Source organism: Nitrospirota bacterium, from assembly GCA_016180645.1.
GTDB lineage: Bacteria > JACPQY01 > JACPQY01 > JACPQY01 > JACPQY01 > JACPAV01.
In genome coordinates this window covers 1-21,969 of record JACPAV010000043.1, presented here as the reverse complement: position 1 = coordinate 21,969, position 21,969 = coordinate 1, and the positions used below count along the sequence as shown (strand labels likewise).

Annotated in this window: 10 protein-coding genes; 8 read left to right on the top strand and 2 right to left on the bottom strand. The window is 62.2% G+C overall.

Annotated features, from left to right (window positions below; translation table 11 throughout):
• The first annotated feature begins 83 nt into the window (after positions 1-83).
• The 8 genes from HYT87_18495 (at position 84) to HYT87_18460 (ending at position 12,656) form a co-directional block, all read left to right on the top strand.
• On the top strand, positions 84-1,598 hold the full coding sequence (locus HYT87_18495) for a DUF115 domain-containing protein (protein ID MBI2061735.1): 1,515 nt from the start codon (positions 84-86) through the stop codon (positions 1,596-1,598).
• Entirely contained in the window at positions 1,588-3,150 is a 1,563-nt protein-coding gene (locus tag HYT87_18490) for a glycosyltransferase family 9 protein (GenBank protein ID MBI2061734.1), read from the top strand. Before HYT87_18495 ends, HYT87_18490 begins: the two co-directional genes overlap by 11 nt.
• Positions 3,147-4,697, top strand: a complete 1,551-nt coding sequence (locus HYT87_18485; GenBank protein ID MBI2061733.1) for a glycosyltransferase family 9 protein — start codon at positions 3,147-3,149, stop codon at positions 4,695-4,697. Before HYT87_18490 ends, HYT87_18485 begins: the two co-directional genes overlap by 4 nt.
• Positions 4,690-6,447: a glycosyltransferase gene (locus HYT87_18480; protein ID MBI2061732.1), complete on the top strand. Its 1,758-nt coding sequence runs from the start codon at positions 4,690-4,692 to the stop codon at positions 6,445-6,447. Before HYT87_18485 ends, HYT87_18480 begins: the two co-directional genes overlap by 8 nt.
• Positions 6,444-8,120: a glycosyltransferase family 9 protein gene (locus HYT87_18475; GenBank protein ID MBI2061731.1), complete on the top strand. Its 1,677-nt coding sequence runs from the start codon at positions 6,444-6,446 to the stop codon at positions 8,118-8,120. The genes HYT87_18480 and HYT87_18475 overlap by 4 nt, the downstream gene beginning before the upstream one ends.
• A gap of 14 nt (positions 8,121-8,134) precedes the next feature.
• The gene (locus HYT87_18470; GenBank protein ID MBI2061730.1) at positions 8,135-8,797 is read left to right on the top strand and encodes a hypothetical protein; all 663 of its coding nucleotides are present in this window, start codon (positions 8,135-8,137) and stop codon (positions 8,795-8,797) included.
• 65 nt (positions 8,798-8,862) lie between these two features.
• A complete protein-coding gene (gene mutS, locus HYT87_18465; GenBank protein MBI2061729.1) occupies positions 8,863-11,430 on the top strand; it encodes a DNA mismatch repair protein MutS in 2,568 nt (855 codons plus the stop codon).
• A complete protein-coding gene (locus HYT87_18460; GenBank protein ID MBI2061728.1) occupies positions 11,427-12,656 on the top strand; it encodes an N-acetylmuramoyl-L-alanine amidase in 1,230 nt (409 codons plus the stop codon). Before mutS ends, HYT87_18460 begins: the two co-directional genes overlap by 4 nt.
• Before the next feature lie 36 nt (positions 12,657-12,692).
• On the opposite strand, the gene HYT87_18455 is transcribed toward HYT87_18460, so the two are convergent.
• Positions 12,693-13,088 carry a hypothetical protein gene (locus HYT87_18455; GenBank protein MBI2061727.1) on the bottom strand — a complete coding sequence of 132 codons (396 nt, stop codon included), beginning with the start codon at positions 13,086-13,088 and terminating at the stop codon, positions 12,693-12,695.
• Positions 13,089-13,511: 423 nt separating this feature from the next.
• Positions 13,512-21,969, bottom strand: an 8,458-nt coding sequence (locus HYT87_18450; protein MBI2061726.1) for a hypothetical protein, incomplete at its 5' end; no start/stop codon positions are given.

Here is a 21,969-nt window from a genome sequence, read left to right as displayed (position 1 = left end):
TGGCGGAGCGAGCGCACGGGCCATGAGGGCCGACGCCGCAGGGGGAGGCAACTCCCACCAAGGCCGTGAAGATCTGAAGGGACATGGAAGCTCAAGCCGCTCATCAAGATATCCTCTCTGAGAACCTCCAGGCTTTGCACCGGTTCCACCGCGACTTGCACGGTCACGCCGTGCAGAACTGGAAACAGCGCTGGCCCGGACTGAGTCCGGCCTTCGCGCGGACCGGCGCCTTCACGCTGAAGAAGGTTTTCCCGGATGGACGCGAAGTGTTTCTCCACAGCAGCGGTGACCCCGTTCGAGAGGCGCGAAGTTTCGTGCAGGGCCGGTTCGGATCGGGTTCGGATGCGATGATTCTGGGGTTTGGCCTGGGCTATCACGTCCGCGAGGCGCTCCAGAGGATCCCCTCCGGAGCCACGATCACGGTCACCATCGTCAATCCGGACGCGTTCTGGTACGCGCTGGAGTGGATCCCCATCGCCGATCTCTTGTCGGATCCGCGGCTGGAGTATATCTGGGGATCGGATGCCGAGATTCTTGCGAAAGTTTTTCAGCACCCGATATTCCTGAACGACCCGGACCGGATCTACTTCCACAAGCCTTCGCTGAGTTTTGCCGGGGACGAGTCCCTCTATCTTCAGGAGTTTGTGGACCAGGTCGAGGCGCATCGGGCCTTTTGGGCCACGCACAGCGAGCGGATTCGGAGAAATCTGGAGGCGAACCTGGAGACGGTGGTCCGGTCCCCTGGGGTATTGAAGCTGTTCGATCTCTTCGCGGGAGAGCCGTGCTTCGTGGTGGCGCCGGGCCCTTCGCTCGACGACGCCCTTCCCGAGTTGGAGAAAGCCCGCGAGCACGGCGTGATCCTGTCCATCGGCGCCGCGCTGCCCACGCTGGCCCAGGCCGGAATTCGCCCGCACCTGGCCATCGCCGTCGACCCGGTGGAAGTGAGCGCGGCCTTTCACCGGAGCGGCGCCCGGCATGTTCCTCTCGTCTTCATTCCCCAAGTCACCCCGGAGGTGCTCACGCTCCACGAGGGACCCAAGTTCGTCGGGCTCGGTGGGAACGAGAGCCATGGAATGTACTCCAACGCCCTCCTCCTCAGCAAAGGTGTCCTGGACGGCCAGTCTTCAGTCAGCGTCTACGCCGTGGATCTGGCCATCCGGCTGGGGTGCGACCCCATTGTGTTCGTTGGACTGGACCTTTCCAATCCCGACCAGCGCGGGCACTCCAGCACATACCCGTCGATCGGCCATCCTGCGAAACTGAGCGTGCCACAGGAGCAACTCGTCTTCCACCCCAAGGCACAGACCGTGGACGGAAAATCAACCTTCATTCTGCGCAACTTCCACCGCTTTCTCCGGGCGATCGAGCGACGCATCCAATTCGGCCCTCCGAGGCGATTCGTGAATACCTCGCGCATCGGCGTTCAGATCAAAGGCGCCCAGTCCTCCCCGCTGGATCAAGTTCTACTGAGCCTGTCGGCCCACTCCTCCCAAGATTTCGACGCCAGGATTCTACGGGCAGCGGGTCGCGGCGCGAATCCCGATGGCCCTTCCGATCGCCGTCCCCGGAGCGGAGCGGAGGGCGGCGATGGCTCCTAAGTTCCTTGTCGTCCAGCTCACACGCCTCGGAGATCTCCTCCAGACCACCCCGCTGATTTCCGGACTGCGCGAGAGGCACCCGGAGGCCTTCATCGCGGCTCTCGTGAACAAACGGTTCGAGAAGGCCCTGGCGGGCCATCCGGACCTGGATGAGATTTTCCTCCTTGATGCCGATTTCCTCGCCTCGTGGCATGCGGGAAACCGGGAGGATTTTCTGTCCGGGCACCATCGGATTTCCGACCTCGCACGGACCCTCCGCGCTCTGAAATTCGACTGCGTATTCAACGCATCGTTTAACGACATCGGAGGCACCATGGCCCGCCTCGCGGGCTCACGGGAAGTCCGGGGGTACGTTGCCCGTCTCGATGGTTCGCTCGATGCCCCCGATTTCATCGGCCGCTACTTCCACGCCGAGATCCAAGGATCCCACTTTCCACAGCCCCACGTGGCGGATGTGCTTCAATGCTTGGGCGGTTTCGCCCCGCGAGGCAAGCCGTACACCTCGCCCCCGGGCGATGGCGGCGATTGGGGCCACCATTTCCTCAACGAGCATAGCGCCGATCCGGGAGAGGTCCTGATTGGAGTTCAACCGGGCTCCAACTCGGAACGGAAGGGCCTTCCCGCAGAGGCCGTCGCTTCCCTGGCCGTTTCCGCAGCCGCCAAACCGGGACGCCGCATCGTCATTCTCGGATCCATCCAGGAGCGCGAATGCTTCGAGCGGATACGGGCGCTGACGTCGGCTCCCCTGGTGGATGCGACAGGCATCGGCTGGCGTGAGTTGAGCTCGTTGATACCGCGGCTGGCCGTCCTCGTTTCCGGCGACACGGCGCCGGCGCACCTGGCCACCGCGCTCGGGACCCGTGTGATCGCGATCTTTCGGGGTGAATCCCACTATTCGATTACGGGACCCTACGGCAATGGACACTGGTCATTCGATCCACCGGGGCCTGAGGCGTCCCTCCCACCGGTGGAGTGCATCATTCAGGTGGTGGAAGCCGCCATCGCCGGGGGCGAGCCTGCCTTGCTCCCGGCGGCACTCCGGGGCTGGAAACTCTATCGTTCCGAGTTCGGGCCGGATGGATGGCTGCGCACCCTCCCTCATCGGGCAACGGCGCTCAGCGAAGCGGACAGGGTCAGACTTCTCATGCTCGGTTGGTGGAAACGCCTGCTCCGCGCCGATACGGACAAGTCAAGGCCTGAGCCGGCCGGAATGCCTCACCCCGCAGGGGAGGCTTCGGACCTTCCCGAGGCCTCCGCGGAGCTCATCCGGTCGAACCTCCTCCAGGCCGAAGTGCTCCTCCAGGAGACCGTGATGGCCCTCTCCACGGCCAACGGGCAAGGCATCCGGATCATGGAACAGAATGACCGGCTGCTCGAACGGCTCGATGATCAGACGCCTGGGAAAGTCGTTTCGCCTCTCCTTCGACTGCTCTCTACGGAAAAGAGCCTCGTTTTTTCCAAGGATCCATCCGTGGCGCGAGAAGAAACGATCCAAGCCTATCGGCGTCTCCAGGACCGTCTTGCCAACCTCCGTCGTTTTCTAGCACCATGAACCCCACGCCCGCCGCGAAGCCGGCCCACGCGCTCTTCATCCAATGCGCGCGGATGGGCGATTTGATTCAAACCGTGCCGATCTTTCGCGCCCTCAAGCGCCGGCGCCCCAGGTGCAAGATCTCGCTCGTGTTCGACCGACGGTACGAGGCGCTGGTCCGGGAGTTTCCGGAGGTGGACACGCCATGGCCCTTGGACGTTTCCGAATTCTGGGACTCACCCGCCGAGCAGATCTTGAATGCGGCGCGTTTCCGCGAGGCCGTACGATGGCTCCGCCCACTGCGGGAAACAACCTTCGACATGGTGTGCAATCTGAACTACACCCCCTCCGGGGCGATCCTCGCCTCAATCGCGAAAGGCCGCGAGCGCCGCGGGTTCTGGTACGACCCTTCCACGCACCGGATCCTCCACCAAGGGTGGTTCACGTATCTCCTCGCACTCACCCGGCACAGACGCCTGAACGGCTTCAATCTCACCGAGATCTTCATGCGCGGCGCCGGATTTGCACCCGAACCCCGCGATCTCTACCCCGCGCGGGTGCCCCGTCGAGCATCCGGTCGAATCGGCATCCAGGTGGGCGCCAGCGACAACCGGAAGAGATGGCCGAATGCCTCGTTCGCCGCACTCATCAAGCTGATCCACGAACACACCCCCTATCGTGTGACGCTATTCGGCTCTCCCGCCGAACGGGGCGCGGCAGAGAATATTCGATCTCTCGTTCCGAATCTGGAAAGGGTGGACCTCAACACGGAGACGCCCGCTCATCTGCTTGGACAGGCGCTCGAAGAATTGGATCTCCTGCTCACTCCGGACACCGGCCCCATGCACGTGGCCGCGTGGTCGGGTGTGCCCACACTCGCGCTCTTTACGGGGAGTTCCTATTACGTGGAGACGGCCCCCTGGACGGAAAACGCCGTCATTCTCCAAGCCTCCACTCCTTTCAATCCCTGTCAGGACGGTGAGACTTGTTGTCGGGACTTCTCCTGCCACGCCGCCCTGTCCCCCGAGTGGGTCTTCGGTGTCCTTCGCGGCCAAATCGAATCGGCGCAAAACGGAAGGGATTATTCCGGCCTGGCGGCTGAATGCACCTTGCAGCCGGAGGCGGCCATCGCGGTACCGGCCTGGAAAGACGGGACGCTGGGATACGCAACCGGCGGCGCGGAGCAGGAAATCATCGAACGCGATTTCTACAAAGCCTTTTGGGTCAGCATCCTGGGACCCGAGGGAACCCCGCTGCCCCACTCCATTGAAGGTCCTCGCCCCGGAGTCGAGGCCCTTCAGACCGCGCAACTTCTATTTTCTTCACTGTCCTCCCTTGAATCCACCGGAAAGCCGGAAGAGCGAAATGCACGCCTGCGAAGAAGCCTGACGGACCTCAAGTCACGGTTCCCCGAATTGGCCCTGATGTTCGAATACTACGGTCTCACCCCACCACCCGCAACCGGCACGCCGGGCGGGCCGAGGGGACAAGAGGCCGCTCCGCGGCCGGTTGCGAGTGGTGGGGCAAGGTCGACCGAATCGCAAGAGGCGGCTGACGGTCATGTTTGAACTGAAAACTTCCCGTTCCGGAGCCCCCACACTGCTGTTCAACGGGGCCTACCTTCACAGCGCGTACGACCCCGTTCGGGAAGCAACCGAGGCGGTCGACCGCCTTGAATGGATCCCCTCTCAGCCGATCATCGTGATGGGCTTCGGACTGGGCTACATGGTTGAGCAGCTTCTGCGCAAGGCGACCGAGAAAGGCTGCAAACCGAACATCCATGTCATTGAATGGAATCCTGAAGTTCTTGGACTCGCGCGCGAGGCGCGCGATATCGCGGGCATACTGAATTCCGTCACCCTTCTCTCGGTCGACTCCAGGGAGTCGCTGGACCGGCTCGATTCCCTCAGAGAGGCCTTCGCCCAGCGAGCCGTCATTTTCAGCCCGCCGGGCCTCGCCAAGGGACGCACGGACCTCTACAACATGATCATGGAGACGTTGAATCGACTCCGAATGCACTCCCGCCTCCGCAGGGTGGGGTTAAAAATCGCCGTCGTCTCTCCGATCTACGGAGGTTCGCTCAGCACCTCCTACTACGTCGCCGAGGCGTTCCGATCGCTCGGCCACAAAGTGGATCTTTTCGATTTCGCTCCCTACGAGCATGTACTCGCCCAGGTGGATACCGTGACGTCCGTTCCCGGACACCGGAACCAACTCCACAATTCGCTCTGTCTTTTTCTGTCCGACCTCTTCCTTGCACGATGCGCGGAGTGGAAGCCGGATCTCGTATTCGCGCTGGCGCAAAGTCCCCTGGCCCCCAGCGTCTTTACCAAGCTGCGCGAGATGAAGATCCCATCCGCGTTCTGGTTCGTGGAGGATTTCCGGCTTTTTCCCTACTGGAAAACCATCGCCCCGGCGTGTGACTATTTTTTCACCATCCAGAAAGGAGCCTTTTTTGAAGAGCTCCGCTCCGCCACTCAGCACCGATTCGGCTACCTGCCTCAGGCCTGCGCCCCATCGCTCCATCGACCTCTGGACCTCTCGGAGGAGGATCGCGCACGCTATGGATCGGATGTCTCGTTCATGGGCGCGGGCTATTACAACCGCCGCCAATTCCTCATGGGCCTTATGCAATATGATTTCAAGGTCTGGGGAACGGGCTGGGACGCCAACTCCATCCTGTTCCGGCACGTGCAGGAAAACGCCCGCTGGCTGAGCCCCGAGGACGTGGTCCGAATTTACAACGCCTCCGACATCAACATCAATCTGCACTCGTCCACGTACCACGACGGCGTGAATCCCAACGGAGATTTCGTAAACCCGCGGACCTTTGAGATCGCCGCCATCGGAGCCTTCCAGATCACGGACCGCCGCGAACTCCTGCCGGATCTCTTCGAAGAGGGCAAGGAGATCGTCTGCTTCTCAACGCTGGATGAGGCGCGCGAAAAGGTCGATCACTACCTGAAACATCCGGAAGAGCGCCGAGTCATCGCCGCCGCGGCACAGGCTCGGGCCCTCCGCGATCATTCGTTCGAAAAGAGGATGCAACAAGCCCTCGAGATGATCCTTTCCTGGGACTACCCCCGCTTCGCGCATCGCCTCGAGGGCCAGACGCCGGTGGAACGCCTTCTCGAACAGGCGAGAGGCGACGCCGAACTGACCGCCTTTCTGCGTCGCTATGAGGACCGCTCTGAAATCGGATTTCAGGACATTGTGCGGGACATCCAGAACAAGGGAGGGAACCTCGACGACACGGAAATGGTCTTCCTCCTTCTCGATCAGCTCTGGCAGGAACGGGTTCAGCGACCGGCGTCATGACCCCCCCCAACAAGATCCTGATCCTCAATCTGAACCGGATGGGAGACCAGCTCCAGGCCCTGCCGTTTTACTGGGCCGTGAAGCAAAACTATCCGGAATCGCACCTCTCGGTCTTCGTGGACGGCAAGGGGGAAAAGGGAGAAGTAGTCCGCTGGCTCTCGCCGCCCGTGGATGAGTTCGTTCCTCTGGACCTGAATCGCCTCCGCCCCCCATCCGGATCCGAACCACCCATCGCGGAAGGCTCCAAGTACTTCAAGGAATTGGCCGCCGAGATGCGATCCCGTTCCTTCGATCTCATCGTGAATCTCAGCCACGGCAAGTTCAGCGGTCTCCTGATGAGTTTCTTCCAGACCCCGACCACCCGCACGCTGGGGCACGTCATCGTTGAGGGCCAGCGGCGCGTATTTCAGGGCGACTGGCTCACCTACCTCTTTACGATGGTCGCCACGAGAAGATTGAACCGGTTTCACATCGTCGATCTGTACATCCGGGGATGCGGACTGGGTCCGCCCGAGGACCTGCCTCCCCTGGTTGTTCCCGAACCGGATCGAGCGTGGGCGGATGCCTTTCTGCGATCGCATGGGTTCCAGACCGGGCACAAATTGGTTGCCGTTCAGCCGGGTGCAAGCGAATACCGAAAGCGCTGGGAGCCCGAACAATTCGCCGAGGCGCTGGCCCTCCTTGCGTGCCGGCCCGGCTTGGATTTCCTCGTCCTCGGCGCCCCGTCCGAGCGCGACCTGTGGGAAAAAATGAAGCCTCGCCTGCCGGCCGGTACGATGGACGGGATCGGAACAACCCTGGAGCAGGCCCGGGCGCTGCTCGCGCGGTCGAGTCTCCTCATCACCAACGACACCGGCCCGATGCATCTCGCCTCCAGCCTGGGCGTTCCCTGCGTCGTCATTTCCCTCGGCTCAGTGTACTACCCCGAAACGTTCGGTTACGGTCCCGGGCATCTCATCCTCCAGCCGAACATCCCGTGCGCCCCATGTTCGGAAAACCTTCCGTGCAGCGATACCGTGTGTCACCGCTATATTCATCCCGAGGATGTGGCCACCGGCGCGGAATTGTTGCTCGGCCTCTCCCCAACGCGCGATCCCATTTACAACGGACACTGCACGTTTTTCCGGAGCGGCAGGGATGCGGATGGCATGCTGTTCTGTACCCCTCTTCGCAGGATGGAACAGAGCCGGGACGGTCTGATGTCTTTGGCGTATCGCGAGATGTGGAAAGTCTCTCTCGATTTCAAGGATGTGGAAGCCGGGTGGCGGGATTTGAAAGAGTCCGTGGACGTGTGGTATGGCTGGAATACCTTGGCCGGCGAGATTTCTCCCCCCCTTCCGAACGACCTCCTCCGGATTCTGGACTGGTCGCGCGCCGCACAACAGACCGCAAGGGAATTGGAGTTTTCTCTCTTCCAAGACGGGGCGGACACCGGTGGAACCGAGGCCGCGCTGAAACAGCTCGTGGAGTGGGACCAGAGGATCGTGGAGGAAGGATACCGGAATCCTCTCCTCCAACCGCTCCTCAGACAATATCGATTCGAGCGGGAGAGGATCTACGGGGGAACCGCGGTCGATTGGGCGCAGATGTCCCAGATTCATCTCGGAACCCTGGAGCGTCGCTGCCAAACGCTCCAACTGTACCTCGACCGTCTGGCAGAAAGAAAGAATTAGAATCAGGAGGTCTCATGGCCAAGGAAGTGGAAATCGTGATCGACGGCCGGCAGGAATCGATCCTGCCGGATAATTTCAACACCCTCGACGAGTTGGTCGGGGACGTCGTGCGGCGGATGGTCCCCAAGAACCGCCTCGTTTCAAAAATCCTGGTCAATGGCGAAGACCTCACCGACCAGAACCAATCCCGGTTGGCCGGGACGCCCGCAGCGGACGTCCGATCGATAGAATTTCGAACCGAGCCGCTTTCCGAGGCCGTCGTCGGTGCGCTGGACAGGGCCTTCGACTATCTCGACCGCCTCCGTGAGGGGATTCGGGTTTGCGTCGAAAAATATCGTTCGGGCGAAGATCTTTCAGCCCATCGCCTCCTGGCGGAGTGCCTCGATGGACTGGTCTGGTTTGTCTCCTTCTCGACCAACATGCGCGTGGCCCTTCGGTTGAACTACGATGACGAATACTTCCAGGGGGAAACGCTGACCGCGAAACAGAACCGCCTTTACGAGCATATCCGGGAGTTGGAGAAGGCCCAGAAGAACATGGACACAGTGTACATGGCGGATCTCTTGGAGTATGAGATCGAGCCCATCCTCAAGGACTGGATGGAGGTCTTCCCTTCACTGCGGGAACGCTCGACGCCGCCCTCCGCGAGTCCCACGAACGGCTCCGGCCACGCCTAGGCCTTCGCAATTTGAAATCTGAAATCTCAAATTTCAAATCTCCTGATGGCGGTGGGGTCACCCCCATGATCCAACAGTACCTCCAGATCAAGGAGCGCCATCAGGATGCCATCGTCTTCTTCCGCATGGGCGACTTCTACGAGATGTTTTTCGAGGATGCCCAGCTCGCTTCCAAAGAGCTGGGCATCGCACTCACGAGCCGAGCCAAGAACAAGGACGAAGACGTCCCCTTCTGCGGTGTTCCATGGCATTCCTCTTCCCAATACATCAGCCGCCTTCTTTCCAAGGGCCACAAGGTGGTCGTCTGCGAACAAACGGAGCAGCCGACGGCGAAATCCGGGCGCGCCCTTCTCAGGCGCGAGCCCGTGCGCATCCTCACGCCGGGGCTTTCGGTCGAGGAGAGCCTCCTTGAATCGGGCGAGCACCGGTATCTATTCGCCGTTCATGCCGAAACCGAGAAGGGAAAGATGGTCTTCGGCCTGGCCAAGCTGGATTTCACAACGGGCGATTTCAAGGTCGCGGATACCGGAAACCTCCGCGACGTCCTGTCTGAAATCCTCCGTTCCAAACCGCCGGAAGTCATTGTCCGAAAAACAGACTCAACGGAAACCGGTTGGATCGACGAAATCCGGAGAGTATCGAGGGACTGGCTCGCCCATCCCAGCAACCTGGCGCTCATCGAATTAAACGACGATCCCAGGAATCTCGATGGCGGGGAACCTTCCGCTCTCAGTCCACTTCAGAGAAGTGCCGCGGGCCTGTGCCTCCACTACCTCCGCCGGCATCACTTCGCCATCCCGCCCCACATCGGCAGTCCCGAGCCCTATTCACTGCCCGCCTTCCTCCGGTTGGATGACACGACCGTCAGGAACCTGGAGCTCACGGCCAACCTGCGAGATCGCGGGACGCGGAACACTCTGTGGGACATCATGAATCGCACGGTCTCCCCCATGGGCAAACGGCGACTCATGGAATGGCTGCTGTATCCGTTGATCGACGTGGCCGTCATCGAGAGCCGCTATGACGCAGTGGATGAGGGGCTTCGCCGAAAGGATGAACGCCGGGACATTCGATCCCTTCTGTCCGAATTGTGCGACTTCGAGAGACTGAACGCCCGAAACGCCCTCGCTCAGAGCCTTCCCAGGGAGATGGTCGCCCTGCGCCAATCCCTCGACCGCCTGCCCGAGGTCCGGCGTCAACTCGACTCGTGGACGTCTCCCCTGATCCGCAACCTTGCCGCACGCCTGGACGAGGGGCGCGACCTGGCCGCGCTGCTCCATCGGGCCGTCGTGGATGACCCCCCTTCCCTGGCGAAAGATGGCGGTGTCTTTCGGGCGGGATACCACGCTCCCTTGGACGAACTGCGAACCGCCGTCGAAAACGGCCAGAAATGGCTCCTGGAATTGGAGCGCACCGAGCGGGTGCGAACGGGGATCCCAACACTCAAGGTCAAGTATCACCAAGTGTTTGGGTACCTGCTGGAAGTGACGAAGTCGCATCTCGGCCGCGTGCCGGCGGACTACCAGCGGAAACAGACGCTGGGCGGGGCCGAGCGATTCAAGATCGAATCATTGGTGGAGATGGAAAACCGGATCCTGGGGGCCGAAGAGAAGGCGCGCGCCCTGGAGCAGCAACTTTTCGACGAGCTGCGATCGGGTCTCGCCGCGCACGGTCATCGGCTGAAGGCGATGGCCGAAATCCTCGCGACCGTGGACGCGCTGCTGAGTCTCGCTGAGTTGGCGGAAGAGCGGCGGTACGTCCGGCCGAAGCTGGCCGATCGACCCGTGCTGAAGATTGTGAGTGGGCGGCACCCCGTCATCGAGAAACTCCTGACGAAGGATCCTTTCATCGAAAATGATCTTGCCCTCGGAGGGGATCAGCCCGCCATGCTGATCATCACCGGGCCGAACATGGCGGGGAAGTCCACGTTCATGCGGCAGACGGCGCTCCAAGTCATCATGGCCCAGATGGGTTCCTTTGTGCCGGCCCAGGAGGCCACGATCGGGATTGTCGATCGCGTCTTCACCCGCATCGGGGCGAGCGACGATCTCGCCGGTGGTCGCTCGACGTTTATGGTGGAGATGGAAGAAATCGCCGAGATTCTCACCCAGGCCACGGATCGGAGCTTGGTTCTCGTGGATGAAATCGGCCGCGGGACGAGCACCTACGATGGGGTTGCCATCGCGTGGGCCACGGCGGAGCACCTCCTGGACCGGGTGAAGGCCCGCTCCCTTTTTGCCACGCACTACCACGAACTGGTGCGCCTGGGGGAGGAGCGGGAGGGAGCGCGGAATGTCCACGTCAGCGTCAAGGAGTGGGGAAACCGGATCATTTTTCTTCACAAGGTCCGGGAGGGCGGAACATCCAAGAGCTACGGGGTTCAGGTGGCGCGGCTCGCGGGAGTTCCGGAGGAAGTCATCAGCCGGGCCAAGACGCTCCTCTTCGCCTACGAGCAGCAACGCTCGAAGGAGGTGCAGCCCCAGTTCGATCTCTTTTCCGGATCCTCGGCCCCCGCTTCCCCTCCGGACGCGATTCGGACTCAACTGCAAAGGATGCAGATCGAGAAGCTCACACCGCTCGAAGCGTTTGAAATTCTATCCCGTCTCGTGAAACAGTCGCGGGACTCGGAATGAGCACCCGACCGAAACGAATCCGCTGGCTCGTCCTGGCCGGCACGATCCTGGGGATGAATTTTCCCTGCGTGACGGGTCCCGTCGGTTCTTCCGCCCGCGCTGAAGAGGTCCGCCGGATCACGGTGGAGGACGTCCGATTCTGGGCGAAGCCCGACTACACGCGAGTGGTGCTGGATCTGTCGGCCGAGGCGCGATATGAGGTTCACGAACTCGCCGCCGATCCCGCGGCCTCCAAGCCGCTCCGGATCTACATCGACATCCGGGAGACTCAAATCCCCTCGCAGATGCGGACGACGATGCCCGTGAAGGACAGCCTCGTCACGACCATTCGGATGAGTCAGTTTGATGACCGCACGGCCCGGATCGTGCTGGATTTGAAGGGGCACGTGCGCGCCGATGTGTTCGCGCTGCCGGACCCGTATCGGATCGTCATGGACCTTCGCAACGGCGTGGACGGATCGGCCCCCGCAGAAAAACCGGCGCGCGCGGTGAAAGACCCCTCGTCCGATTCCGTTTCCATCGCCCAGAGCGCGGGACTGAAAATCCGGCGTATCGTCATCGATGCCGGACACGGTGGAAAGGACCCCGGCGCCATCGGCCACAAGGGGCTGAGGGAGAAGGCGGTCGCGCTCGCTCTGGCCCGGAAGCTCCGGGAGGCGATCAAGCGAGATCTGAAATTGGAGGCCGTTCTGACCCGGGACCAAGATGAATTCCTGCCTTTGGAAGAACGGACGGCCAAGGGAGAGGCCCTGAAAGGGGATCTTTTCGTATCGATCCATTTGAACGCGAATCCCCAACGGCACGTGTCGGGGATCGCCACCTACTCGTTGAACTTCACATACAGTGATGAGGAGTCGAGGATCGTCGCCGCGCGTGAAAACCAGATGAGCGAGGACAAGATGAGCGATCTGGAAGTGATTCTCGGAGACTTGGCGCGCACGGAGCTCATCAACGAGTCATCGCTTCTCGCGCCCCTCGTACAGAAATCGATCATCAAGTCCGTCCGCAAGATTGCGCCGGACGCCAAGGATCTTGGAGCCAAACACGCGCCTTTCTTTGTGCTCACGGCGAACATGCCGAGTGTGCTGATCGAAGCCTCCTTCATCACGAACCCCACTGAGGCCAAGCGACTGCGGGATGAGAAGTATCAGGAAGCGGTGGCGCGAGGGATCGCCGAGGGTATCCACCGGTACATCAACACCCTCCGCCACATCGGCGTCGAGTAGCTCCGCGCCCGCGCCGCGTCTCCTGTCCGTATTCGGTCAGTCGACTTCGGTGATTTCAGGATCACGCATGTCGCGGCCGACGCGTACCTGTGTATCTCCGTTCTTGTTGAGAACACTGACATCCCACATCTGCATGGTTCCTGCTCCGATGATCATGGGTTGATGGAGGTCCGGCGAAACGAGCGCGTGGGTGTCAATCAGCTTGCCTTCAAGCAAGAGCACCAGGTACGTGCCTCCGCTGATGCGTACTTTTCCGCCTTTCCCTGCCGTCCGGAGTTGTTTTGCGATCACGGAGGGGTGGATCGGCGTCCCCGCTGGAAGCACATCGCTTCTTACGATCGTGTGAAACGAACCCGTATCCACCACGGCGTGGAGTACGGTTTTCTTGCCGTTCGCGGTTGTGATGCGAACAGGACGAATCGGCTTGCTCATAAGAACATGCTACGCGGGCGGGGATGGGAAGTAAATGGGGTTGAGCGCCGTGGCTGAACGCCACGGAATCGGCGGGGCCAAGGATGGCGCCGTCCCTGCCCACGCATGACCATGGAAGGTCAGGCCATCAAGGCAGGGGCGGGGTGTAGACTTCGTTGGTGGGCGAAATCGCCAACCTATGCCAATTCAAGACTTGACCCCATGGCCCGGGGGTGGATTTAGATATGGCAAGTAAAGCCTTGACCCCAATTCTCTTCATGCCTCACGGCAGGTTGATGACGGGGACGGGGGTGGGGGGCGACGTGGTCAGTGGCGAGTGGTGGGTGGCGCGCAAGAAGAACTCGTAGCGCCCCGTTTTACACGGGGCGGAAGATCGTCCGGTATGAAACCGGACGCTACGAATCACGAGCCACGGGCAACGAATCACGGAAGATTGGTCACGGGAACCGGGGTGGTGCGGGTGGTGGTGGTGCCGTCGCCGAGTTGACCTTGACCATTACCCCCCCAGCATCTTGCCGAACCGTCCGAGAGGACAGCGCAGGTGCTGCCAGATCCCACGGTGAGCACCACGCCACCGGCAAGGGTTGACACGGCAATCGGAGTGGTCTTACTCGCGGTTGTTCCATCGCCAAGCTGGCCAAAGTTATTGAATCCCCAACACCATCCCGTGCCATCCGACTTGAGCGCACACGTATGGCTGTAGCTGGCATTTCCTCCGCCTGCTATCGCGATGACGCCGGAGAGCGAAGAAACTGAAGTTGGGGTGGGACGGTTGGTGGCGGTTCCATCTCCAAGCTGTCCATTGGTGTTCCATCCCCAGCATTTCGCCGTGCCGTCGGAGAGGAGAGAACAAGTGTGCTGGCTCCCTGCCGCGACGGCCACGACCCCCGAAAGTGAAGATACAGCAGTGGGCGTCAGGCGGTTGGCGGTGGTGCCGTCTCCAAGTTGATAAACTTGATTGCGCCCCCAACACTTGACCGTTCCGTCTGAAAGAAGCGCGCAAGTGTGATCGAGACCCCCTGCGAGGGTCAAGCCACCTGAAAGAGAAGTCACAGTGACAGGGGTTTGGCGGTCGGTAGAGTACCCATCCCCAAGTTGACCATATAGATTGCGCCCCCAGCATTTGACCGTGCCGTCGGAAAGAAGGGAACAGGTGTGACCGCTGCTGCCCCCCGCGACGGCAACCGCCGCGCTCAGCGTCGAGACGGCCACGGGGGTCGTCCTGTTCGTGGTCGTTCCATCTCCGAGCTGACCATATTGGTTTTTCCCCCAGCACTGGACCGTTCCGTCTGAGAGGAGGGCACAAGCATGGTTGCCACCGCCTGCGACGGCCAAGCTGCTCGAAAGTGAAGACACGGCAGTAGGCGTCAGCCGGTTGGTGGTGGTGCCATCACCAAGCTGACCATCAACATTGTAGCCCCAGCACTTGACCGTACCGTCGGAAATGAGTGCGCAGGTGTGACTGCCGAGGTGGGCAGAGATGCCTTCGCGGAAGGGGCGGGCGGAGGCGCCGGAGGCGGTGGATTCGTGGAGGCGGGGGAGTTTGACGCCCATCGGGCCGGCGGGCATACTGACGGCGACGGGAGTCGATTTGTTCACCGACGTCCCATCCCCAAGCTCGCCATAACCGTTGGTGCCCCAGCACTTTGCGGTCCCGTCCGAAACAAGTGAGCAGGTGTGAGCGTACCCTCCCGCGGCCGCGATCGCGCCGGAAAGAGAGGTGACGGAAACGGGCGTCGATTTATTCACGGTCGTCCCATCCCCAAGCTGACCGGAGGTATTGAATCCCCAGCATTTGACCGTGCCGTCGGAAAGAAGGGAACAGGTGTGATAGGAGCCCCCCGCGACGGCTACAGCCGCGCTCAGCGCGGACACAGCGACGGGGGTCGATTTATTCGCCGTCGTCCCGTCCCCAAGCCCACCGTTGGCATTGTACCCCCAGCACTTCACCGTGCCGTCGGAAAGAAGGGAACAGGTGTGTGAGTAGCCCCCCGCGACGGCTACAGCCGCGCTCAGCGCGGACACAGCGACAGGGATCGATTTGTCCGCCGTCGTCCCATCCCCAAGCTGACCATAGTTATTGTACCCCCAGCATTTCACCGTGCCGTCGGAAAGCAGGGAACAGGTGTGAGAGTTACCTACCGCCGCGGCGACGGCGTTCGACAGGTTCGAAACTGTCACCGGCGTCAATTTATCCGCCGTCGTCCCGTCCCCAAGCTGGCCGTAGTTATTGCGCCCCCAGCATTTCACCGTGCCGTCGGAAAGAAGGGAACAGGTGTGAGACTGGGCGCCCGCCGCGACGGCCACACCGCCAGACAGGCTGCTCACGGCCACGGGGGTCGATTTGTCCGCCGTCGTCCCATCCCCAAGCTGGCCGTAGAAATTGCGCCCCCAGCATTTCACCGTGCCGTCGGAAAGAAGGGAACAGGTGTGTGAGTAGCCCCCCGCGACGGCGATACCGTTCGACAAGGAGCTCACGGTGAGCGGAGTGGTCTTATCGACGGTGGTTCCGTCCCCAAGCTGACCGAAGCCATTGAACCCCCAGCATTTCACTCCGCCTGAGGCGGACAGGCTACAGGTGTGGTTGCCGAGGTGGGTGGTGACGGCTTGGGCGACGCCGGTGGTGGACCACGTGAGGGCGGATTTTTCGACGGTGTTGGTGTCGGAGTTGCCGGCTTCGTCGCGGGATCTCACCACGAAGTAGTAGCGCGTGCCGGTGGTGAGGCCCGTGACGCTATAAGACACGGCGCCGGGGGTCGAGATGTAGGTGGCGGTGAAGGCCGAGCAGCCGCCGGAGGTTGTTGTCTGGCAAATGTCGTAGACGATGTTCGCCTGGGCGGTGATCGTGTCCGACGCGGCGGTCCAGGAGAGGTCGATTTGAGTGGACGACACGGCGGTCGTCCCTCCAATGCCGGAGAAAGTCGGAGGGGTCGCATCCACGATGATTGAATCGGTGGAGCAGGCGCTCGAAGTCGAGTTGCCGGCCGAATCAAAGGCTATCACCTTGCCCCAGTAGGTACCGTTCGCCAGGGGACCGATGATGACGCTGTCGCTGTTGGTGGTGGAGCCGGTGAAGCCGTGGTCAACAAACCCCGCGGTGCAGGCGCTGTCCGTGTAGGTCGCGAGCCTGTGATCCGAAAGGTTGGTGTCCGAGAACGCCGTCCACGTGACGGCGAGATTGTTGCCGGTGTTGCTGACCGCAGCCGTGAACTGGAGGTTGGCGGTGTTATCGGTGGGCGCGATGTTGTCGTGCGTGTACGTGATGCTGCCGGATGAGCACGTAGATACCCTGCCCTCCCCATCCGTGGCCGTAGCCCAGTACGTGGTGCTTGTGTTGGCTGTGACGGTGACGGAGAGGCCCGGTGAGGCAAAGTTGGAGGCCGGTCCGGAGGCGGCGATGGCGGAGGCGCAGGTCCCGTTCGTGTACAATTTCACGGTTGTGCCCGAGGGGGCTGTGCCGATGATGAAGGGCGTGGTCGTTGCGTTCGAGGGCGAAGCCGGCGAGGTGGAGGTGAGCGTGGGCGGCGTGGGTGCGGCGGTGTTGAGTTTCAGATCGACGAGGACGGGGATGGGCGAATCCGTCGTGTTCCCGTTGCCGAGCTGCCCGTAGATATTGTACCCCCAGCATTTCACCTTGCCGTCCGCAATCAGCGCACAGGTGTGATACTGGTTGTTGGAGGCGTCGATGGCGACAGCCGATGTGATCCCGGTGACGATGACCGGCGAAAGCCTCGTGATCGTTGAGCCGTCTCCCAACTGGCCGTTGGCGTTGTATCCCCAGCAGCGTGCCGCGCCATCCGATTTCAGGACGCACGTGTGGTCTTGTCCGGCGCTGACCCCGGTAACGCCGATCAGACCGGGGATGGCGTTCGGGATAAGCTTATCCGTGCTGGTTCCATCTCCCAACTGGCCTTGTGCGTTCTTGCCCCAACACTTCACCGTCCCGTTCGTCAGCATCGCGCAGGTGTGGTTCCAGCCGGTTGAGACCAACGCGGCATTGGTCAGGCCGGACACGATTGTGGGGAAGATTTTATCCGCCGTGGTGCCATCGCCGAGTTGGCCGAAATTATTCCATCCCCAGCAGCGGGCGATTCCATCCGACGAAACCGCGCACGTATGGGAGTCGCCTGTTTCAATGCCCACGGCGGAGGTCAATCCGGAGACGACCACGGGGAACAGGGAATCGACTGAGGTCCCGTTGCCCAGTTGACCGACTACATTATCACCCCAGCACTTTGCGGTGCCGTCCGAAATCAGGGCGCAAGAGTGCGCCTGCCCTGCCGCCACGGCCAAAGCGCTTGAGAGGGCGGAGACTGCGACGGGCACTGAGTTTTGGGCGGTGGAGCCGTCGCCGAGTTGGCCGTCCGAGTTCGACCCCCAGCATCGCACGGTGCCGTCGGAGAGGAGCGAGCAGGAGTGAGCTTCGCCCGAAGCCACATCGACTGCCGAGGAAAGGGCCGACACCGCGACCGGGAGAATGCTGTCCGTAGTGGAACCTTCGCCGAGTTGACCGTTGAGATTTCGGCCCCAGCACCGAATGGTGCCGCCCGAAACGAGCGAGCAGGTATGGTATTGGCCGCCCGCCACGCCCTGCCGGAACGGTCTTGCGGGGGCGCCGGAGGCGGTGGATTCGTGGAGGTTGGGGGAGATGACGGCGAGGTTGCCGGCGGGCATGGAGACGGCGGTGGGCGTCAGGCGGTTGGCGGTGGTTCCGTCCCCAAGCTGACCGTACTGACCGAAGCCCCAGCATTTCACCGTCCCGTCGGAAAGCAGTGCACACGTTTGTCCGTTGCCTGCGCTGACTGCCACCGCGCCGGTGAGAGAACTGACGGCAACCGGGGTGGGCTTGTTTGTTGTCGTCCCATCCCCGAGTTGGCCGTAACCATTGTACCCCCAGCACCTGACCGTCCCGTCAGACGTGAGGGCGCATATGTAGTATTCGCCTCCATTGATGGCCACCGCGCCGGTGAGAGAACTGACGGCAACCGGGGTGGTTGTGTTCACCGTTGTTCCGTCTCCGAGTTGACCGTGGTAGTTATATCCCCAGCACCGAACCATGCCGTCGGAGAGAAGAGCGCATGACGACCCCCCACCAGCACCGCTGGCGGTTGTGACCGAAACCGCGCCGGTGAGGGTGCTCACCGCCACGGGAGTGTATTTATCCGAATTCGTCCCATCCCCCAGTTGCCCGCTCCCGTTATACCCCCAGCACTTGACCGTCCCGTCTGAGATGACGGCACAAGAATAGGATAGGATGGCTGGCGATATGGAAACCGCGTTTGTTAGAGATGTGACCACCACGGGGGTAGTTCTGGTCGAAAGAGTTCCATCTCCGACCTGGCCATAATTGTTCGCGCCCCAGCATCGAGCCGATCCATCCGAGAGCACCGCGCACGTGTGGCCTTGGCCGGCCGCAATCATCACCGCGCTGGTCAGCGTGGAGACTGCCACGGGAGTCGGCCTGTCTGTTGAGGTGCCATCCCCGAGTTGGGCGTTGAAGTTGCGCCCCCAACACTTCGCTGTGCCGTCAAAGGCGAGAGCGCAAGTATGCGTGCTTCCACCGCTGATGGAGACCGTCGCACCCTGGGTGAGACCCGAAACCGATACAGGTGAGGATGTATCGGCGGTGGTACCGTCTCCAATCTGACCATAATCGTTGTCTCCCCAGCACCTAACGGTGCCATCGCTCATGAGCGAGCAGGTGTGGCCTCCCAGCGTCCCGCCTCCGGCAGAAACGGCCTGGATGATGCCGGTGGACTGGGTGGTGGCGGATTTTTCGACGCTGTTGGTATCGGCGTTGCCGGCCTGATCTTTGGCGCGGGCGACGAAGTAGTAGCGGGTGCCCGCGGTCAAGCCGGTGACGTTGTGGAATGAGACGCCGGCGGCGCTGGTGTAGGTCGGTGTGAATGTGGCGCAACCTCCCGGAGTTGTGGACTGGCAGATGTCGTAGACGAGGTTGCCCGTGGCGGTGACGGCGTCGGAACCGGCATTCCACATTACATCGATGGCGGTTGTAGAAATTGTTGTGGCGACCACGGCGCCGGCGAACGTCGGCGGGGTTTTGTCGTTTGTTTTGCTGGTGACGGCGCTCTGGTTGGTTGCGGCGTCCACGGCGACGACGTAGATCAGATCCGACCCATCTGACTGATTATCGCCGATGTTGAAGGCGACAAAGGAGCCGTCCGCGATGGCGCTGCCGGAACCGATCAGAGTTGTGAGGAGGCCGTCGGAGTAGACTTTAACGGTGGCGCTCGCTTCAACGGCGCCCACGGAACCGGAAAGTTGGTCCTGCACGCCGGGGCCATTCATCGCGACGGTGAGGCTTCCGGCGACCGGAGCGGCGGGGGCGGCGGCGTCGACAATGATGGAATCGGAGGAACAGGCGCTGGTGGTCGAGTTGCCCGCCGCGTCATAAGCCTGCACCTCGGCGCCGGTGGTGCATGCGCCGTCCGTGTAGGTGAACAGGCGGTGATTGGTGATGGCCACGTTGTCCGAAAAGGCCGTCCAGGACACGTCGATGCTGTTTCCGGTGGTGCTGTAGGCGTTCGTGAACTGGAAATTCGCCGTCATGTCCGTGGGGGCGGCGATGTCGTTAGGCAGACTGGTGTCGCTGCTCCGGTTGCCCGCGGCATCAACGGAGGTGACGTAAAGGGTGGCGGCAGCGTTGTCGCCCACGTTGAAGGCGGCAAACGAGCCATCGGCAATCGCGGCGGTGGAACTGACGAGCGTTGTCAGGCCCACGTCGGAGTAAACTTGGACCGTGGCGGAGGCTTCGACCGCGCCGATCGCGCCGGAGAGTTGGTCCGCCGTGCCGGGTGCGTTCTGCGTAAGCGTCAGATTGCCCAGGACGGGTGCGGCCGGAGCGGTGATATCGTTCGCCACGCTGGTGGCCGTGCTCGCGTTGCCCGCCGCGTCGGTCGCGGTGACGTAAAGGGTGGCGGCAGCGTTGTCGCCCACGTTGAAGGCGGCAAACGAGCCATCGGCGATGGCGGCGGTCGAGCTGACGAGCGTGGTGAGACCCACATCCGAGTAGACCTTGACCGTGGCCGATGCTTCGACCGCGCCGATGGTGCCGGAGAGTTGATCGGCCGTGGGGGAGGCGTTCTGTGTGAGCGTGAGGCCGGTGGGCGCCGCGGGGGCGGTTACGTCGTTCGTCATGATTGTGGCTGTGCTCACGTTACCCGTGGCGTCGGTGGCGGTGACGTAGATCTGGTCGGATGCCGTCGCCAGGTTGTTACCAATACCGAAAGCAATGAAACTTCCATCCGCTGCCGCGGTGGTTGTGCCGGTCTGGGAGGTGAGGAGAGCGTCCTGATAAACCTTTACCGTGGCGGAGCCTTCAACCGCGCCGACGGCCCCGGATAACTGGTCAGCCGTGGGAGAGGCGTTCATCGTGACGGTAAGATTTGCGCCGACGGGGGCGGCGGGCGCCGTGATGTCGTTGGCGACGCTGGTGGACGCGCTCTGGTTGCCTGCCGCATCTGTTGCAGTTACGTATAGTGTTGAAGCGGCATTATCCCCCACATTGAACGCGGCGAATGAGCCGTCCGCGATGGCGGTAGTCGAACTGACCAGCGTGGTTAAGCCAACGTCGGAGTAAACTTTGACCGTCGCCGATGCTTCAACCGCGCCGATGGCGCCGGAGAGTTGATCCTGTACGCCGGGGGCGTTCTGCGTGAGCGTGAGGTTGCCCAGGACCGGGGCGGCGGGTGCCGTGATGTCGTTGGCCACGCTCGTTGAAGCCGACTGGTTGCCGGCCGCGTCGACGGCGGTGACGTAGAGGGTCGCGGCGACGTTATCGCCGACGTTGAAAGCCGCGAATGAGCCGTCGGCGATGGCGGTAGTCGAACTGACCAAAGTCGTGAGGCCCACATCCGAGTAAACTTTGATCGTCGCGGAGGCTTCAACCGCGCCGATCGCGCCGGAGAGTTGGTCCTGGACGCCGGGGGCATTCTGCGTGAGCGTGAGGTTGCCCAGGACGGGTGCGGCCGGAGCGGTGATGTCGTTCGCCACGCTCGTGGAGGTCGATGGGTTGCCCCCGGCATCGGTGGCCGTGACGTAGAGGGTCGCGGCGGCGTTATCGCCGACGTTGAAGGCCGCAAACGAACCGTCGGCGATGGCCGCGGACGAACTGACGAGCGTGGTGAGACCCACGTCCGAGTAAACCTTGACGGTGGCGCTCGCTTCGACGGCACCGATCGCACCGGAGAGTTGGTCGGCGGTGGGTGAAGCGTTTTGCGTGAGCGTAAGGCCGGTGGGCGCCGCCGGGGCGGTCACGTCGTTGATCTTGATCGTGGACGTGCTCTGATTGCCCGCGGCGTCGGTGGCGGTGACGTAGATTTGATCGGAGCCGTCCGCCTGGTTGTCTCCGATTGAAATAGGCGCCAGGCTCCCGTCGCCGGCCGCCGGTCCGGAGCCAATAAGAGTCGTCAAGAGGGCGTCGGAGTAAACTTTGACGGTGGACGCAGCCTCAAAGGCTGCGGCTACCCCGGACAGGGTGTCGTTTGTGCCGGGGGCGTTCATCGTGACGGTCAAGCTGCCCACGACAGGGGCTGATGGGGCCACGTTGTCATACGTGACCGTGTTGTCGGTGCTGCTGGAGGCGGTGTTGCCGTTGCCCGCGGCGTCGAGAGCGAGGCCCACGCCGATATCCGGGATCAGGGTGCCGTTGCCGGTCACGGCGGTCACATTGATCGTGTAGGTGGCTCCGGAACCGGACACAGATGCGGTGATGCCCGTTGCGGTGCCGGACCAGGTGAGATCGGTCTGATCGAAGCCGGTGACCGATTCGCTGAAGGTCACGTCGAACACGACGGGGAGCGTGTTCGCGGGATCGGCTTGTCCGCCGTTCTGCTCGACCGTGACGGACGGAGGCACGCCG

Coding starts and splice junctions, on each gene's coding strand:
- mutS (MBI2061729.1), top strand. CDS start 8,863: ATGATCCAACAGTACCTCCAGATCAAGGAGCGCCATCAGGATGCCATC.
- HYT87_18470 (MBI2061730.1), top strand. CDS start 8,135: ATGGCCAAGGAAGTGGAAATCGTGATCGACGGCCGGCAGGAATCGATC.
- HYT87_18455 (MBI2061727.1), bottom strand. CDS start 13,088: ATGAGCAAGCCGATTCGTCCTGTTCGCATCACAACCGCGAACGGCAAG.
- HYT87_18480 (MBI2061732.1), top strand. CDS start 4,690: ATGTTTGAACTGAAAACTTCCCGTTCCGGAGCCCCCACACTGCTGTTC.
- HYT87_18495 (MBI2061735.1), top strand. CDS start 84: ATGGAAGCTCAAGCCGCTCATCAAGATATCCTCTCTGAGAACCTCCAG.
- HYT87_18460 (MBI2061728.1), top strand. CDS start 11,427: ATGAGCACCCGACCGAAACGAATCCGCTGGCTCGTCCTGGCCGGCACG.
- HYT87_18475 (MBI2061731.1), top strand. CDS start 6,444: ATGACCCCCCCCAACAAGATCCTGATCCTCAATCTGAACCGGATGGGA.
- HYT87_18490 (MBI2061734.1), top strand. CDS start 1,588: ATGGCTCCTAAGTTCCTTGTCGTCCAGCTCACACGCCTCGGAGATCTC.
- HYT87_18485 (MBI2061733.1), top strand. CDS start 3,147: ATGAACCCCACGCCCGCCGCGAAGCCGGCCCACGCGCTCTTCATCCAA.